11 protein-coding genes and 1 pseudogene are annotated in these 16,177 nt (G+C 57.8%); 8 read left to right on the forward strand and 4 right to left on the reverse strand.

Going from position 1 to position 16,177, the window contains the following annotated elements:
• Positions 1 to 316: 316 nt before the first annotated feature.
• The 4 genes and pseudogenes from QWI18_RS02780 to QWI18_RS02795 all read left to right on the forward strand — a co-directional run.
• Positions 317 to 4,573: pseudogene (locus tag QWI18_RS02780) on the forward strand (RHS repeat-associated core domain-containing protein); the annotation flags it as partial.
• 368 nt (positions 4,574 to 4,941) lie between these two features.
• Positions 4,942 to 5,424: a hypothetical protein gene (locus QWI18_RS02785; protein WP_369318169.1), complete on the forward strand. Its 483-nt coding sequence runs from the start codon at positions 4,942 to 4,944 to the stop codon at positions 5,422 to 5,424.
• A gap of 168 nt (positions 5,425 to 5,592) precedes the next feature.
• A complete protein-coding gene (locus QWI18_RS02790; protein ID WP_369318170.1) occupies positions 5,593 to 6,042 on the forward strand; it encodes a hypothetical protein in 450 nt (149 codons plus the stop codon).
• A 196-nt stretch (positions 6,043 to 6,238) separates the two neighbouring features.
• Complete coding sequence (locus QWI18_RS02795) at positions 6,239 to 6,670, forward strand: hypothetical protein (RefSeq protein ID WP_369318171.1); 432 nt, start codon at positions 6,239 to 6,241, stop codon at positions 6,668 to 6,670.
• A 315-nt stretch (positions 6,671 to 6,985) separates the two neighbouring features.
• Here QWI18_RS02795 and katE read toward each other — a convergent pair whose 3' ends face one another.
• Positions 6,986 to 9,145: a catalase HPII gene (gene katE, locus QWI18_RS02800; RefSeq protein ID WP_369318172.1), complete on the reverse strand. Its 2,160-nt coding sequence runs from the start codon at positions 9,143 to 9,145 to the stop codon at positions 6,986 to 6,988.
• 382 nt (positions 9,146 to 9,527) lie between these two features.
• Between katE and QWI18_RS02805 the strand changes: the two genes are divergently transcribed.
• The 3 genes from QWI18_RS02805 (at position 9,528) to QWI18_RS02815 (ending at position 12,048) form a co-directional block, all read left to right on the forward strand.
• Positions 9,528 to 10,535 carry a methionine ABC transporter ATP-binding protein gene (locus tag QWI18_RS02805; RefSeq protein ID WP_369318173.1) on the forward strand — a complete coding sequence of 336 codons (1,008 nt, stop codon included), beginning with the start codon at positions 9,528 to 9,530 and terminating at the stop codon, positions 10,533 to 10,535.
• Entirely contained in the window at positions 10,535 to 11,209 is a 675-nt protein-coding gene (locus QWI18_RS02810; RefSeq protein WP_065987960.1) for a methionine ABC transporter permease, read from the forward strand. Before QWI18_RS02805 ends, QWI18_RS02810 begins: the two co-directional genes overlap by 1 nt.
• A 65-nt stretch (positions 11,210 to 11,274) precedes the next feature.
• On the forward strand, positions 11,275 to 12,048 hold the full coding sequence (locus QWI18_RS02815; protein WP_065987962.1) for a MetQ/NlpA family ABC transporter substrate-binding protein: 774 nt from the start codon (positions 11,275 to 11,277) through the stop codon (positions 12,046 to 12,048).
• A gap of 43 nt (positions 12,049 to 12,091) precedes the next feature.
• Here QWI18_RS02815 and QWI18_RS02820 read toward each other — a convergent pair whose 3' ends face one another.
• Positions 12,092 to 12,724, reverse strand: a complete 633-nt coding sequence (locus QWI18_RS02820) for an SCO family protein (protein ID WP_192130565.1) — start codon at positions 12,722 to 12,724, stop codon at positions 12,092 to 12,094.
• Positions 12,725 to 12,873: 149 nt separating this feature from the next.
• Here QWI18_RS02820 and QWI18_RS02825 point away from each other — a divergent pair, with 149 nt between their 5' ends.
• Positions 12,874 to 13,524: a hypothetical protein gene (locus QWI18_RS02825; protein WP_369318174.1), complete on the forward strand. Its 651-nt coding sequence runs from the start codon at positions 12,874 to 12,876 to the stop codon at positions 13,522 to 13,524.
• 24 nt (positions 13,525 to 13,548) lie between these two features.
• On the opposite strand, the gene QWI18_RS02830 is transcribed toward QWI18_RS02825, so the two are convergent.
• Positions 13,549 to 15,078 (reverse strand): SulP family inorganic anion transporter, encoded by a 1,530-nt coding sequence (locus QWI18_RS02830; protein WP_065987967.1) that lies wholly within the window; start codon positions 15,076 to 15,078, stop codon positions 13,549 to 13,551.
• A gap of 130 nt (positions 15,079 to 15,208) precedes the next feature.
• A complete protein-coding gene (locus QWI18_RS02835) occupies positions 15,209 to 15,943 on the reverse strand; it encodes a carbonic anhydrase (RefSeq protein WP_065987969.1) in 735 nt (244 codons plus the stop codon).
• Positions 15,944 to 16,177 lie beyond the last annotated feature (234 nt).

A 16,177-nucleotide genomic window follows, 5' to 3' on the forward strand; every position in this document is an offset into this window, starting at 1 on the left:
CCCGAGGTTTGTGGTGGGTGGGCGTGGGCCCAAGATGTGCCGCCGGGGCCCCCAACTACTTGCCCACTTTTTATGGGGTTTCGGGTTTAGCGTTCGCTAAAACGTGTCGTTTTATTTCTTAAGCTGTTGTTTTTGTTTGGCTAATTTGTAGCTGGCACAGCCCTTGATATCTCCGTGGCCCCCGGATTGGCATTCACGTCATTTCGGGTGGTTTTTTTGAGCACGGAGAGCACCCTTGGCAAGCCCCCTAAATCCGCCCGTTGGTGGCGAGCAACGCGAAACGCAAGTGGCGATCGTTCCGCTTGATCTGATTCAGGTGGAAGACGTTGGTCTTGGTGCGGCCAGTTTTGATGCCTGGCTGCAAGAGATCAGCGGCGGGTTTGTCACGCTTGAGCGGATCAAGACTGTAGCGGGTGGACTCCCCGTCGTGGGCAACATCATGGCGCTGGTCGATGCGCTGAATGACATTGTCCGGCTTGCGACCAGTGACGAGCGCGACCCTCTGGATTGGGTCAGTTTGGGCATCAATCTGATCGGCATGATCCCCATCCCGCCAGGCATGGCGGCAGCACGGATGAGCTTGCGGCCGATGCTGTTTCTGGTGCGTCAGGAGATGCGTCAGGCCGGGAAGATGGTGTTGGGGGATGCGCTGATCGAGGTTTTGATCGGGCATCTGAATGCCACCATTGTCGGGACGCTTGATGACTTTGTGAGCCAGGCGCAGGGCAAGCTCCCCGGGATTCTCGAGGATGCGGGGAAGCTTGGGGAAGGCGTACTTTTTCAGATCGCTGATGGTCTGGAGAAGCTGGTTAACCCGGAGCTGAACGCCAAGGCTGACTTGCTGGAAGCGGAGCAGTTGGTTCATGCCGCTGGAGATCTCTGGGCTTACGACCCTAAGGCGGCGATTGGCAACATCTTTGCGGCGGCTGCGGAGGTTTGCGCTGCTGCGGGCAAGGGTGCGGTAAATGGCGCTGTTGAACATCTTGTGCCTGAAGCAGTTAAAAAAGAGGTCGTCAAACAGGCCGATTTGTTGCGTGCGATGGGGCCGGAGCTTCGGACCCAGATCAAAGGGCTGGCGGATCCTGGGGCTCAGAACTCGCTTGGTTCTTTGCTGCTAACGTTGGACGGCGCCGTTGTCAGTTGGCGGGCGCGCAACGGGCATGGTCAATCGTTCAACATCAAGCCTGGGGTGACTAATCAGGCCAAGCGCAGGGCCGGGGAAGGCAAGCTTGAGAAGGTTCAGCGTGAGACGCCAGCAAAGGGCCAGCCCAACCCGAAGATAAACTGTGTCTGTGCCGCTACGGGCAACAGCATTAGTTTTGCGATGGGTTCGGAGTCGGTGCGGCATACCGATTTCAGTCTGCCGGGGCCGTTTCCGATTGAGTGGGCGCGGACTTATTGCTCGAGTCTGGATGCTTACGATCAGGATGTTATTGGCGCACGCTGGATCACGCCGTTTACCACGCGGTTTGATTGTGTGGATGACCGGTTGGTGTTTCATGACTCCGACGGTCGCAGCCATGAATTCCCTCTGCCCAAGGTCAAGCTGTTCCACTTCAACGCCATTGAAAATCTGACCGTTATTCGACTCAGCAAGGATCGGCTGTTGCTGATGCGTGGCCTGGATCACAGGGAGACCTATGTTCGGCGGGGCAAGCGCTTTGTTCTGATCAACAAGATGCTGCCCAACGGCGCCGGGGTCATGCTGCATCACGAGCATCGGCATGATGGGCGTTTGGTGCTCTCCGAGTTGGTCACTTACTCGGAGAAAGATCTAAACAAAGTCCATCTTCGTCTGGGTACGTTGATTGATGATCAGGGGCGGCTGACCGGTCTCTGGGAAGTTCGCGATGGCGAGGTTAAACGCCAACTGTGTGCGTATCAGTACGATGATTCCGGCGATCTTGTTCTGGCACAAGACGAGAACGGCTCGGCCTGGCGTTATCAGTATCAAAATCACCTGATCACTCGCTACACCGACCGTACGAATCGCGGTTTGAATCTTCAATGGCAAGGCTCCGGTCCCGATGCGAAGGCCATCCGCGAATGGGCTGACGACGGCAGTTTTGACACGCGATTGGCGTGGGATGAAAACATCCGTCTGACCTACGTCACTGACGCTTTGGGTCACGAAACCCGGCATTACTACGACGGCCTCGGTTACACCTATCGCATCTGCCACGCCGACGGGCGTTCGGAATGGTTCTTCCGTGATGCTGCAAAAAACATCATTCGCCACGTCCATACCGATGGCAGTACAGACCGTTATCGCTACGACAAGCTGAGCAATCTGACCGAGCACACCCGCGCTGACCACAGCGTGATGAATTACGCCTACGACGACAAAAGCCATCTGATCAAAATCAGCGATGGCGAAGGCGGGTTGTGGAAACGGGACTATGACCTTCGCGGAAACTTGGTTGAGGCGATCGATCCGCTAGAGAACGTTACCGAATACGCCTACAACTCGTTTGGTCTTCCTACTGCGATCAAGGACGCCAACGGCAATACAAAAGCGTTGGCCTACAACGACGCCGGACAACTCGTTAAGTACACCGACTGCACCGGGAAGGTAAGCGCTTGGGAGTACGACGAACGCGGCCAGATGATCCGCTTCACCGATCCGGCCGGGCACAGCACGGCCTACGAGTACAAGTTAGGTCAGTTAGTGCTGATCAAGCATCCGGACAAAACCGAAGAACGTTTTAGCCGCGATGCCGAAGGTCGTTTGCTGGCCCACTCCGATGGTCTTGAACGCTGCACCACCTGGCGCTACACGGCTGCCGGTTTTATTGCCGAACGCATCGACGCCGCCGAACAAACCTTGCGTTACCGCTGGGACAAGCTTGGCCGGCTGGTGGCGCTGGAAAACGAAAACGAGCGGCGCGCGCACTTTCACTACGACCCGGTCGGAAGACTTTTGGAAGAGCGCGGCTTCGACGGGCGCTCGACTCGCTATCAATACGATCCCGAAACCGGGCGCCTTGCCGAGACCCTCAACGGCCAGCGGGCCATTGCGCTGACCTTCGACCCGATGGGCCGCTTGACCGAGCGCCGCGCCACCCTCGGCGAACAGTCCCAGAGCGAAACCTTTGCCTACGACGGCAATGGCCATCTGGTCATGGCGACCAACGCCGTCAGCAAGCTGCAATGGTTCCACGACCCGGCCGGCAACCTGCTGCGCGAACATCAGCACTACACCAGCCTTATATAACCGCTGGTCGCCGTCTGGCAGCACGAGTACGACCCGCTTAACCACCGCGTCGCGACTATCAGACCGGACGGACATCGCGTCAGCTGGCTGACCTACGGCAGCGGTCATTTGCTGGGTATGAAGCTCGACGAGCACGAACTGCTCAGTTACGAACGCGATGACCTGCACCGCGAAGTCGCTCGCCATCAGGGCAACCAAGTTCTGCAAACCCAAAGCTGGGATGCAACTGGGCGTTTAAACGAGCAACTGCTGGGACGCGCCGACGACAAGTCCACACTCATTAAACGCGCGTACACCTACGATGCCGCCGGCCAGCTCACCGACATCAACGACAGCCGCCGCGGGCCGCTTTCTTATCGCTACGATCCCGTCAGCCGACTAATCAATGCGACCAGTCGCTTGGGTGTGGAAACCTTCGCCTTCGACCCCGCGAGCAACCTGCTCGACGACAGCGCAGCACCCGTCCGCCGTCCACTCGACCCCGAACCTGTCCGCAACAAACTCATGGACAACCTGCTCCGCGACTACGCCGGCGGCCACTACGAGTACGACGAACGCGGCAACCTTACCGAGCGTTGGACCAACGGCCTGCGCAGTGAACTGCACTGGGACCTCTTTGATCGCCTCGCGCATTTCCGCGATCCCCGTCTGACCGTCGATTTCGGCTACGACCCCCTCGGACGTCGCCTCTACAAATCCTCCAAAGCCCACTACCGGCCGCGCCCCGAAGCCGGCACCGGCTGGAACGAAAACGAACACGCTCGCAATGAACGCGAACTCGGCTGCAGCTTTACCCTGTACGGCTGGGACGGCGACAACCTCGCTTGGGAAAGCAGCCCGCCGCCGTACGCAGGTGCCCTCGGCCGCACCGTCCACTACATCCACGAACCCGGTACTTTCGTGCCGGTGGCCCAGGCCATCCGCCACGAAACCATCCGCCTCGTAAGCCAACCCACTTACGAAGGGCGCTACAACTTCAAAGAAGACCCGCTTTGGAACTACAAACCCGTCGCACTAAAAGTCGACGCCTTGGCCTGGTACCAATGCGACCACCTCGGCACCTCACAGGAAATCACCGACCAAAACGGCAACACCGCCTGGAGCGCGCAATACAAAGCGTGGGGCGAGGCGCAAGAACAGCGCTCCGAATTCGCCCAACAGATCGGCCTGACCAACCCGATCCGATTCCAGGGCCAATACCACGACCACGAAACCGGCCTGCACTACAACAGGCATCGGTATTATGATCCAAGGGTCGGGCGGTTCATCAGCAAGGATCCGATTGGCTACAGTGGTGGGCTAAACCTCTACCACTACGTGCCGAATCCGTCAGGGTGGTTTGACCCGCTGGGGTTGAAACGAAAACTCGGAATCACACCAAATAACAAAGGCACTCGCTCCACCGGTGACGACGGGCCAATCCCAATACCCGAGGTTGGTTACAGCACGCGAGCCGGTGGCGCTGGCGCAGAGCACCCCGTTGTGAGGGACCTCTACGCTTCGGTTCCGCGCGACAAACGTACTGAGTTGTTTCATGGGGACTGCGGAGAAGCTGACCTACTTAGCAAGATAGCGCGCAATCACGACGCGCAGAGCGTTCCCCAGTTACAGCAACTAGTTGAAGGTGCCACCTTTACGACCGTACGCAACGATGGCAAACCGATGCCTTTTTGTCCTTCCTGTTCCCAAGTGATGGGAGCTCTCGGTATCAAAGACGGAGTTTTACAATGATAAGTGATCAACTTGCCCAAGAGATTGACGTTCTTGAAGAAGCACTGGTCTTACACGGAGTGTCGATAGATGATTTGAGGCGTCATTACGCTAAATTTTTACTCCAGCTGATAAGTGATGGCAGCTTTAGCGACATTCCTAAGGGAATAATGGAGAAATTTGTTTCTTGTCTTAATGTGGCGGCGGCGCACGAAAGAATAAATAAAGAAGATTGCATGACGAAAATGCTTATCTCTGTATTGTGGGAGATCGAAGAGCTAAGAACGGAGAGCGACGCAGCTAGTTCCAAGCTGGCGAGATGCGTGATTCTGTGCTTTGGAACAGAGGAAGGCTGGCTAGAGATGGACTCCGGCGAACCTACACCTTTAGACTTTTACCTGTTTAGCTTGATAAGGTGCCGTCCGCAGATTGCGCAGCGATATATGATTTTCTTTAGAAATCTCTTACGTCCTAGGGTTGAACTGGGCGAGCCCCTTTAGCTTTGTTGCAACCAACACGGGCAAAGGCGAGCGGCCAGACGTGACACCTCCCTTTAACTCAATTTTGCGATTCCTGTTTACCTGTTATGAATCGGCTCGGCGTGAGGGACGGAATTTCAGGTGATTGGAAACCAGGAAGACCCTTGGCATCAAGGATGGAACATTAATATGATTGATGAGATAGAAGCTCTAGAGATGGAAGCACTCGAACAACGATTCGTTGAGGAGGGATTGTCATACGACACAGTTAGACGTCTTTTTGGAAAGTTCTTGCTAGGACTTTTTGACAACGGAACATTTTCTAGCATTTTTGACGAGCGAACGCCAAATCTTGTTCCTCATCTAAAAAAAGCGGTCGCTTGTCGAAAAATAGATCGACGCGACCCAGCAATAATAAAACTGATGCATGAACTTTGGGTTTTGCACGACCAGCAATGTGGACCAAACGCCGCCCTTTCAAATCTTGCTAGGTGTGTAATCGTCTGCTATGGAACTCAAGAGGAATGGGAAGAAGGAGACTCAACTGAGCCAACAGCGGTATATCTCTACTTGGTCTACTTAAAGAAAGTTATTCCCGGGATCCGCCCGCTTTTAATTGAGTTCTTTACCAAGGATTAGGCTTTGAATAGCGGCCTCTTTCTTTTCTGTGATTACCTAAAAGGGCTGGCCTCGGTTTTTTTGCTGATTCGAGGTGGACAGCCGCCCTAGGCCCTAGAGCTCGTTTCTGTTTAATCTAAATCTGAGGATGAAAAAAAAAGGAAGCGGCTCATACAGCCAGTATCGCTCAACCGCCTTGAGTAATTGGAAATAAATCATGGATCGCGAACACTTTAAAAAATATAGTATCAACTCAATAGTTCGACCTGCCGGCGACTCTAATGCACTTAAGCATCAGCTTACGTTCTTTGTCAGCGTTTTGGACGCATTGGATATTCATTTTTCAAATCCCGAAAACGATCCGATGAGGTTGGTGGGGGACTATATTGAAGACAAGATCCCTGTTGAGACACTTACTGCTAAAGCCTCAACTTGGTGGTCAATAATTGATGATTCAGCAGCGGTGCGTGAATTCCGAGACCGTAATATATTAATGGCAAGACTTGCTATCTGTCTTCTCTACTGGGATGAGACCAAACGCTCAGACCTAGGAGATAACCTGTCATGGTTTCTTGAGCTGCTACACGCTTTGAACGTCGATAGGAACCTACCAACTGAAATGATGATAAAGTATTTTGAATATAGATAAAAATAGCTAGCACGTTAAAGATGCGGACCATTATGGTTTACTGCGCTCATGTCCTGAAGTCTCAGAAGAGTTCTTTGCCTTTTTCAACGTGCTGATTGCAGCGCTGTGGGAGGAGGCTCGTTGTGATTGGTCACGCACTGAAAGCTCATTACGAAGATCAACCCGGATTTCGAGTTGCAGATGCAGCGCGAAATCGAGCGCACTGAGCCGGCGAAAATCGTGTTGAAGCCCGCTCAGCCCTGATCGGTCTTTGATCAAAAGAAAAGGCGTTGCCCTCGCGGGCAACGCCTTTTTTGTTACTGCCAGCCCTGCAGATTACGCAGGAATCGCTTTCGCTTTCGGCTCACGAGCCCAGACGCGGTGCTGCTGGATCGCATCGAAGAACGCCTTGCAGGAGGCTTCGTCCGAAACGGTCAGCAAGCCGGCATCGGATTCCAGACGCAGTAGGTCGATCAATTTCTGCGCGTCGCCCGCGTAGGCGATGGCTTTGAGGTGCTTGTACGCCTCAAGCACGTAGTGCAGTGCCACGCCGTCGCCGCTCAGGGCCTTGATCGAAGCTTCGCCGCCCGGGATGAACACAGCGTCGAACGCGACCGATGGCAAACCTTCCATCGAAGCATCCACTGCCAGGGACGCGCCACTCGCGGTTTTGACCGGTGCCGAGGTAGGACCCAGCACCTTGGCGTGCGCGCCTTTGGCTTCCAGCGCCGATTTCATCGTCGCTACAGCTTTGTCGTCAACACCGTTCGCGACGAGGATGGCAACTTTGCGCGAAGCAATGTCAGCAGGCAGCAGGTTCGCCTGGCTCAGCAGGGGCGAGCTGTCGACGCTCAACTTGCCGTTGCCTTGCGCCTTGACGGTAGCGGCTTTCGGCGCCGGCAAGCCAAGATTTTCAGCCACACGTGCGGCTAGGGTGAGGTCGATATTCGCGAGAATCTCGTTCACCTGACGTGCGCGAATGTGCTCACGTTCAACCTTGCCCAGCTCGAAGCTGTAAGCCGCGATGATGTGCTCTTTCTCGTGCTCGCTCATGCTGTTGAAGAACAGCGTGGCTTGGGAGAAGTGATCGCCAAACGACGGGCTGCGTTCACGCACTTTGTGCGCTTCGATGCGTTCTGGATACGTCTCGAAGCCGCCATCCTCTGGACCTGCAGGGGTTTCTTTCGGCCAGCCGCCGTCGATCGAGTTCGGCTCGTAGGAAGCGCGACCCTTGTCGATGGTGGTGCGGTGTTGAGCATCACGCTGGTTGTTGTGGTTCGGCGAGACCGGACGGTTGATCGGGATCTCGTGGAAGTTCGGCCCGCCCAGTCGGCTGATCTGCGTATCGGTGTAGGAAAACAGCCGACCTTGCAGCAGCGGATCATTGGAGAAGTCGATACCCGGCACGACGTGGCCTGGGCAGAACGCAACCTGCTCGGTCTCGGCGAAGTAGTTGTCTGGGTTACGGTTGAGCACCATCTTGCCCAGCGGTGTTACCGGCACCAGCTCTTCCGGGATGATTTTGGTCGGGTCCAGAATGTCAAAGTCGAACTTGTGCTCGTCTTCCTCGGCAACGATCTGAACGCCCAGTTCCCATTCCGGGTAGTCGCCCATCTCGATGGACTCCCACAGGTCGCGGCGGTGGAAATCGGTGTCCTTGCCCGCAAGCTTCTGCGCTTCGTCCCACACCAGAGAGCACGTACCGTACTTAGGCTTCCAGTGGAATTTAACGAAAGTGGATTTACCTTCGGTGTTGATCATGCGGAACGTGTGAATGCCGAAACCCTGCATAGAGCGCAGGCTTTTCGGAATCGCACGGTCGGACATGGTCCACAGCACCATGTGCGCGGATTCCGGCACTAGGGATACGAAGTCCCAGAAGGTGTCGTGGGCCGAGCCGCCCGTAGGGATTTCGTTGTGAGGCTCTGGCTTCACCGCGTGTACGAAATCGGGGAACTTGATGGCGTCTTGAATGAAGAACACCGGCATGTTGTTACCGACCAGGTCGTAGTTACCTTCGCCGGTGTAGAACTTGACCGCGAAACCACGTACGTCACGCACGGTATCGCCGGAGCCGCGTGGGCCTTGAACCGTGGAGAAGCGTACGAAGACCGGGGTTTTCTTGCCCGGGTCACGAAGGAATTCGGCTTTGGAAAGCGCCGAATGGTTTTCATAGGTCTGGAAGTAACCGTGAGCCGCAGTACCGCGCGCGTGGACGATACGCTCCGGGATACGTTCGTGGTCGAAGTGGGTAATCTTCTCGCGCATGATGAAGTCTTCAAGCAGCGACGGGCCGCGCGAGCCGACTTTCAGCGTGTTTTGGTTGTCGGAGATCTTTACGCCCTGATTGGTACGCAAAGCCTCGCCGGTGGCGTCGGAGCGGAAGGTTTCAAGGCTTTCGATCTTGGCGTTGGTATTGCCACGATCCAGCGTGTCAGTGCCAGCCAGTTCACTGTTGGCGGTGGCGCTAACAGGCGGATTGGTGTTCTTACTCATCAGACAAAACTCCTCGGTTCGGACGGCTCCCTGTTCGGCGTTCCATGGTGTGGAGGCAGCAGGAGCTCGCAGGCGGCAACACCTGACACGAGGTCAGGCATTATTCAGGCGCTAAGTAAGTGACTGACGATGAAATCAGCCGTTCCGTTTGTTTTTCGGATTCATCGATTTCCTTCGTCAGCCCGACAGTCGGCCGTGCATATGACCGTTCGGCAGGTGCAGTGTGAAATAAATGATAAGAAGGCTGGGCCCAATCCGGATTCGACAGGCTAAAATGCGCGCCCGGTTTACCCAGCCGAAGCCGAAATGGCATCGCTCAGCAGCGTGATGAAGGCATAAGTCTCCACGCTGATTTTTCAACGCGCCCCACAAGGTTCGCTCCGTGATCGAGTTCCAGAACGTCCACAAAACCTATCGGGTCGCCGACCGGGAAATTCCCGCGCTGCACCCCACCAGCCTGCGCATCGAAAATGGCCAGGTGTTTGGCCTGATTGGCCACTCCGGCGCCGGCAAAAGCACCATGCTGCGCCTGATCAACCGCCTTGAAGCGCCGAGTGGCGGCCAGATCCTGGTCGATGACGTCGACGTCACCGCATTGGACGCCGAGGGTCTGCGCGGCTTCCGCCGCCAGGTCGGCATGATTTTTCAGCACTTCAACCTGCTGTCGTCCAAGACAGTGGCCGACAACGTCGCCATGCCACTGACGCTGGCCGGGGACATGTCCCGCGGGCAGATCGATCAGCGCGTGGCCGAGCTGCTCGCTCGCGTGGGTCTTTCCGATCACGCCAAAAAGTACCCAGCGCAATTGTCCGGCGGTCAGAAGCAACGCGTTGGCATCGCCCGCGCGCTGGCGACCAAGCCGAAGATTCTGCTGTGCGACGAGGCCACCAGCGCCCTCGACCCGCAAACCACGGCCTCGGTGTTGCAGCTGTTGGCCGAGATCAATCGCGAACTGAAGCTGACCATCGTGCTGATCACCCACGAAATGGACGTGATCCGTCGCGTCTGCGATCAGGTGGCCGTCATGGATGCGGGCGTGATCGTCGAACAGGGCGCTGTGGCCGATGTGTTTCTGCACCCCAAGCACCCGACCACTCGCCGCTTTGTGCAGGAAGACGAAGAGGTCGACGAAAACCAGGTGAACAGTGATTTCGCCCATGTTCAGGGCCGCATCGTGCGCCTGACGTTTCAGGGAGAAGCGACCTACGCGCCATTGCTGGGCACGGTCGCGCGGGAAACCGGCGTGGACTACAGCATTCTGGCCGGTCGTATCGACCGCATCAAAGACACGCCTTACGGGCAACTGACGCTGGCCATCACCGGTGGTGACATGGACGCCGCGTTTGCCCGCTTCACCGCAGCCGACGTTCATATGGAGGTCCTGCGCTGATGGACACTTTTCTCAACCTGTTTTCCAACGTCGACTGGTACGAAATCTGGCTGGCAACCGGCGACACCCTGATCATGCTTGGCGTCTCGCTCGCCTTCACTGTTCTGCTGGGCTTGCCGCTGGGCGTGCTGATGTTCCTGACCTCTCCGCGTCAGTTGCTCGAGAACAAGCCGGTCTACACCACCGTCGGCTTGATCGTGAACATGCTGCGGGCGTTGCCGTTCATCATCCTGCTGATCGTGATGATGCCGCTGACGGAAATCATCACCGGCACCTCGCTGGGCATTCTTGGCACGCTGCCACCGTTGATCGCAGGCGCCACGCCATTCTTCGCGCGCCTGGTGGAAACCGCGCTGCGGGAAGTGGACCGCGGGATCATCGAGGCCACTCAGGCGATGGGCGCGACGACCCGGCAGATCGTGATCAAAGCGCTGTTGCCTGAAGCACGCCCCGGCATTCTCGCGGCAATCACCGTGACCGCAATTGCGCTGGTGTCGTTCACGGCCATGGCCGGTGCGGTCGGTGCCGGTGGCCTGGGCGATCTGGCGATTCGCTATGGTTACCAACGCTTCCAGAACGATGTGATGTTTGTAACGGTCGTATTGCTGCTGGTGCTTGTGCAGATCCTGCAAACCGTCGGCGACAGACTGGTCGCGCATTTTTCACACCGTTAACCGAATTCGCCGGTCACTGACCGGCAGATGCATGCGACTGCGCGTGCATTTCAGGAGTAGTAGAAATGAAGAAGTTGTTGGCTGTATTCGCTGCCGTGGCGGCGCTGTCTGCCCATGCCGATGAGACCTTGACCGTTGCGGCCTCCGCCGTGCCCCATGCCGAGATTCTCGAGTTCGTGAAGCCGATGCTGGCGAAAGAGGGCGTGACGCTGAACGTGAAGGTCTTCAACGATTACATTCAGCCGAACGTGCAGGTCGACCAGAACCGCATGGACGCCAACTTCTTCCAGCACCAGCCGTATCTGGATGAGTTCAACAAGGGCAAGGGCACTCATCTGGTGAGTGTGGCCAAGGTTCACATCGAGCCGTTTGGCGCTTACTCGGACAAGCTCAAGAGTCTGGCCGAGCTGCCGGATGGCGCCAACGTGGCCATCCCGAATGACGCCACAAACGAGGGCCGTGCCCTGTTGCTGCTGGTCAAGGCCGGTCTGATCACCCTGAAGGATCCGACCAGCATCACCGCCAAGCCAAGCGACGTGCAGCAGAACCCGAAGAACCTGAAGTTCCGCGAGCTGGAAGCGGCGACCCTGCCACGCGTACTGACGCAGGTGGACCTGGCGCTGATCAACACCAACTACGCCCTGACCGCCAAACTTGATCCGACCAAGGATGCGCTGATCATCGAAGGGGCGGAGTCGCCTTACGCGAACATCCTGGTGACCCGCGAGGACAACAAGGATGCCCCGGCCATCCAGAAACTGGTCGCCGCGCTGCACAGCCCGGAAACCAAGGCGTTCATCGTTGAGAAGTACAAAGGCGCCGTGGTCCCGGCGTTCTGATCGCCACACGCCCATGATCTCGGCGCAACGCCGAGATCATTCCTTACTTCCTCTCAACCAGCCCCGGCAACTGCGCCACCAGCTTCTGGCTGTTCAGCGGCGCGCGGATGAACCCGCGCTGGGTGCCGTCAGGGCCGAGGAGGGCGAGGTTGCCGCTGTGGTCGACCGTATAGCCCGGCTTACTGGTGTCCGCCGGGATGTACGGGATGCTCACCGCATTCGCCAGGTTCTTCAGCGTATCGACCGGCGCCCTCAAGCCGACGAACCCCTTGTCGAAATAACCCAGGTATTGCTTGAGCTGTTGCGGCGTGTCGCGATCAGGATCAACGCTGACCAGCACGATGCGCAGCTTGTCGACGGTCTCAGGGGGCAGCTCGCTTTTGATCTGACGAAGCTGGGCGAGGGTGGTCGGGCAGATGTCCGGGCAGAAGGTGTAGCCGAAGAACAGCACCGTCCATTGACCCTTCAACTGGCTCAATGGAAAGGGTTGACCGTCCTGATCGGTGAACGAGAGATCAGGCACAGTGCGGCTCTGCGGGAGAAGGATGATGCCCGCGTCGTTAAGCGCGGTCTGATCGCCCTGATCCGTTCCGGACAACACCCGGAAGACGGTCAGACCCAGCACCAGCGCCACGATGGCGGCAAGGATGAAAACGGTTTGTTGGGTTCGGGTCATGAGTTCAGCACATTGATAGTCCACGAGCGCGCGATTATGCACATAAGCATGAAGCTGTTATGACAATTACGTCTTAGGGCCATTCGTGAGCAGGCTAATGTATGAATTCCCTATAATGACCGCCTGGTTTCACTGCCTATGGAGCATCCATGAACACCGCCGCATTGCGCGAGCAGATCACCCTAGCTCAGGAACACGAAGCCCAATCCGGTCAGCTTTCGCGCCAGTTGGAGTCGCAACTTCCTCATCTCCACCCGTCCATTCACCTGCCTGACGTAGACGCGCGAGGCGTACTGACGCGCTTTGTCATTGCCTACATTGGTCAGGTTCCGGACCTGCTGGACGCTGCCCATGACGTCGCGTTGCAGGCCGGAATCGATAGCCAGATCAGACCGGTCCTGAAAATCGCCGAGCAATTCTTCACGGCGCCGCCGGCCATCATGGCGGGCCACGAAGGGCTGGATGGGTTGCTGGACGAAGCTTACCTGGCCCACCGGCTGGTGGAAGAAGTGAACGATCTGTACATCAAGCACTTCGGCCAGCCGCTGATACCCATGAATACCACCGTGGCCAGCGTCATCGCCCACCAGCTGATCGGCGAGGCCTTCGCCAATCAGCTGGACGAAGTGGTGCATCACGCCATCGACGAGATGCTCGACGACGACAGCTTCTCCCTGGAGTCGGTGGAAGCCTACCGCGAGCGCCTCGCCAGCCCGGACACCGAAGCAGCATGGAAACGCTGGCCCAGCCTGTCACGCCAGTTGGGCGTGGGGCTGGAGATGGAATGCGGGAAAGACTGATCCCGCACGCCCCTCACGCGGACCTTAATGCAGCGCTGTTCCTCCAATCGACGTGCGGATCCTTCCCTCCACGCGACGCTTGAGCAGCCGTTGCTCCAGCAGTAAACGCGAACCCTGCGCCGCGTTGGCGCGGCCCCACTCTTCCAGCAGCTCCAGGCAGGAATGGTCGATGTAGGTCAGGTTGCCCAGCGGCACATGCAACGTGGTGCCAGGGGGCACGGTTTCCAGCGTCTGGGTCAGGGCCGGCACCTTGAGGAACGTGGCCGAACCATTCAGGCGCAGCTCCATCTCCCCCTCGGCTGGCAGATCGACGAGGTTGATTTTCAAGCGCGATGCATTCAGCGCCAGCTTCACCAGGGTCAGGCCAAAGCCGATCAACACACCCGTAAGCAGGTCGGTCAGGACAATCGCGCTGGCGGTCGCGCCATAGATGAACATTGGCATGCGGCCATAGCGCCCCAGCCCTTTGAGTGCTTGAACATTCACCAGCTTCACGCCGGTGTAGACCAGCACGCCTGCCAGGCTCGCCACAGGAATGCTTTGCAGCACACTGGACAGCAACAGCACGAACGCCAGCAGCCACAAACCGTGGAACATTGCCGACAGCCGCGTCTTGGCACCGGCCTGGACGTTGGCCGAACTGCGCACGATCACGCCCGTCATCGGCAGCGCACCGACCAGACCGCACAACATGTTACCCACACCCTGGGCGCTGAGTTCTTTGTCGAAGTCCGACCGCTGGCCGTCATGCATCCGATCCACCGCCGCTGCCGACAACAGGGTTTCAGCGCTGGCAATGAAAGCCACGGCAATCGCCGCGATCAGGATGGCAGGGTCAGCGAGGTTCAGCAGGTCTGCGGGGCGCAGCCAGTCGATGGCCTCTGCAAGATTGGCTGGAACCTCGACGCGCTTGACCTGCAAGCTCATCACCAGACTCACCACCGTCGCAATGCCGACGCCGAGCAACGCGCCCGGTACGAACCGAAGTGCCTGGGGCCGACGCTTTTCCCACAGCCACATCACGGCGATGGTGCCCAGCCCGAGCAGGCCGGCCTGCATGGCGCTGCCCATTCCCATCGCACCCATGAGGGTCTGCGGGAACGCCACGAGATTATCGAGCCCGGAAGGCTTGGGCCCACTGTCGAACATAACGTGGACCTGGGAGAGCACAATCAGCACGCCGATGCCCGCGAGCATGCCGTACACCACCGCAGGCGCCGTCACACGAAACCAGCAACCGAGCTTCAAGCGTCCAGCCAGCAATTGCAGCGCACCGGCGAGTAGCAGAATCGGCCCGAGCATGGCCATACCGTGTTCACGTACCAGCTCGAACACCAGCACTGCCAGACCTGCCGCCGGGCCGCTGACCTGAAGCGGCGAACCGGCCAGCCAGCCCACCACCAGACCGCCGATGATGCCGGTGATCAGACCCTTGGAGGGCGGCATGCCGGAAGCGATGGCGATCCCCATGCACAGCGGCAGGGCCACCAGAAAAACCACCACGGAAGCCAGCAGCTCCCGTGGTAACAGCGCTTTCAGATCAGTAGTAGCCATGACGACTCTCCGGAATTCAGACGTGACAACGCCCGGCGGCACGCGCTATGCGCGGCCGCTACGAGCTTGTATGGGGGTGGAACCGTCAGGGCTGACCCGCTGCGCTCAGGCGCAGCGGGTCAGCCAGCGATCAATATCGCCCGCGGGGAATCGACGCCATGGGCACCGGATGGTCGCCATCCAGAGGCAGGAAGCAATCCTGCTCGGCATCGTAGGCGCGGATCTCGCTGGTCTCGATGTCGTAAACCCAACCGTGGATAAACAATTGGCCGCTGGCCAGCTTGGACGCCACGGAGGGGTGCGTGCGCAGGTGTTGCAGCTGTGCGATGACGTTTTCTTCGGTGAGCACGTGCATGGTTTCATGCTCGCCGGTGCAATTGCAGTTGTCTTGCACAACGGTCTTGGCGACCTCGGCATGACGCAGCCAGGCTTTGACCGTCGGCATTTTTTCCAGGGTGTCGGGATTGAGAACGGCGCGCATGGCCCCGCAATCGGAGTGGCCGCAGACGATGATGTGCTGAACGCCCAAGGCCAGAACGGCGTACTCGATCGCCGTCGACACGCCGCCATTCATGGGGCCATAAGGCGGGACGACATTACCCACGTTACGGGTGACGAACAGGTCGCCTGGCGAGCTTTGGGTGATGAGTTCCGGGACGATGCGCGAATCGGCGCAGGTGATGAACATGGCCCGGGGATGCTGGGCGGTGGCGAGTTTCTTGAACAGTTCTTCCTGCTGAGGGAAGACGTCATGGCGGAATTGCTTGAAGCCATCAACGATTTGCTTCAGTGCCATCTCGGCGGTTTCCACCTGAGGCGTAACGCCTGTCGTCGCAGCCTGAGGCTGCTTATCCTGGTCACTCATGTTTCATCCTCTCTGACGGATTTAAGTGAAATTTTCCGGCGAATCCTGTGGATGACCCACTCTTTTCTGGCCTTCGTACGACTCATTTCCTACAAGACCAATCGGTCACTTCCGACTCACCTTAACGACGCAAACTTAATTGAAACTGAATGCGTGGCTCTAGATCGCGGGTCTTGCGTTAGAAAATCTAAACCGCAAGCGCCTGTCGTGGTGAAACCCAGTTAGGACGCCACC

This window comes from Pseudomonas sp. W2Oct36 (assembly GCF_041060465.1).
In the GTDB taxonomy this organism is placed as follows: Bacteria; Pseudomonadota; Gammaproteobacteria; order Pseudomonadales; family Pseudomonadaceae; genus Aquipseudomonas; species Aquipseudomonas graminis_B.